The sequence below is a fragment of the Vibrio sp. 811 genome, assembly GCF_033339195.1.
This window is the reverse complement of the sequence record NZ_JAWOUB010000069.1, coordinates 1-1,446: the sequence shown is the minus strand read 5'-3', so window position 1 is coordinate 1,446 and position 1,446 is coordinate 1. Positions and strand designations below refer to the sequence as shown.

The window sequence follows — 1,446 nt, the reverse complement described above, 5'->3', positions numbered from 1 at the left end:
TGGCGAACTCGCGGCAAGATTGGCCGAGCCTGCGCTCGCTGAACTAGGTTTCTATATTCAACGACTAGAGAACCTTGCTCAAGTTTGGCATTTAATGGCAGAGCCAACACGAGAAAAAGGAGCACCTTTAGCGAGATGGCTAGAAACTCACCCAGATCGTGAAGGCGATTTTATTGTGAGTGTCTCCCCTCTTGAGATTGGATGGCAGCTAGACCAACAGATTTGGAGTCGTTGTATTGGTGCCGTATTAGTTTCAGCAACAATGCGAGCGTTGAACTCTTTCCACTATTTTTGCCATCAAGTAGGCATTGATGGCAAGCCAGAATCTGGGACTCAGTTTTTGGCACTCGCTTCGCCTTTTGATTATCAAAACCAAGCTGAGTTACTCATACCGGCAATGAAGTACGAACCATCTGCACCTCAGTTTACTGAATATCTTATTGAGATCTTGCCTAAGTACTTAGAAGACAAAAAGGCCAACTTGGTATTATTCTCCTCTTACTGGCAGATGAACCAAGTCGCAGAAGCGCTGTCTTCAGAGTTCATAAAACGAGGCTGGGCTTTGCAAGTACAAGGCGAAAGTTCTCGTCAAGAAATTCTAAAAAAACATAAAAAGCTTGTAGAAACAAACAAAACCAGCGTTCTCTTTGGTACAGGAAGCTTTTCGGAAGGACTCGATTTGCCAGGAGAGTTACTGGAAAACTTAGTGATCACCAAAATTCCATTTGGTGTTCCTACCTCTCCAGTAGAACAAGCGCATTCAGAATACATAGAAAAGAAAGGCGGCAACCCGTTTATGCAAATCACTGTACCTGATGCGAGCAAAAAGCTGATCCAGAGCGTGGGCCGCCTACTGCGTAAAGAACGAGATTCTGGTAGAGTGACCATTCTGGATCGACGCCTCGTAACCAAACGCTACGGGCAAGCACTTATCGACTCACTGCCGCCATTTAAACGAAAAATAGAATATTAGAAGAATAAGAATTTATGGAAATGATAGAGCCGACAATGCTGTTGGTGTTGGCGCTAGTCGCTTTTGTTGCTGGATTTATTGACGCAGTCGCAGGTGGTGGAGGGATGCTAACCGTCCCTGCTTTGCTGTCTTTGGGGCTTCCTCCTCACATTGCTTTAGGGACGAACAAGTTGGCTGCCACCTTTGCATCGTCGACTGCCGCATTCACTTACTACAAAAAACGCTTGTTCAAACCTCAGTGTTGGGGGCGCGCGTTTGCAGCAACGCTTGTCGGCGCAGCATTGGGCACGCTCTTTGTCGATGCCATCAGTACGGATTGGCTAGAAAAAGTCTTGCCTCTTATTATATTAGCCGCTGCGCTATATACCGTATTCCACAAAACGCCACATTCACCTCATCAAAGCCCAATACCAGAGCCTTGCCCAAAGCTGCATAAAAAACAGTACCTGCAAGGTTTGTCGATTGGTTTTTAC

2 protein-coding genes are annotated in these 1,446 nt (G+C 46.0%); both read left to right on the top strand.

Annotated features, from left to right (window positions below):
• On the top strand, nucleotides 1–973 hold a 973-nt coding region (locus R7Q46_RS24845), incomplete at its 5' end, for a helicase C-terminal domain-containing protein (protein ID WP_318077883.1).
• Between the two features lie 14 nt (nucleotides 974–987).
• Nucleotides 988–1,446: sulfite exporter TauE/SafE family protein (locus tag R7Q46_RS24840; RefSeq protein ID WP_318077882.1), on the top strand; the 459-nt coding region annotated here is incomplete at its 3' end.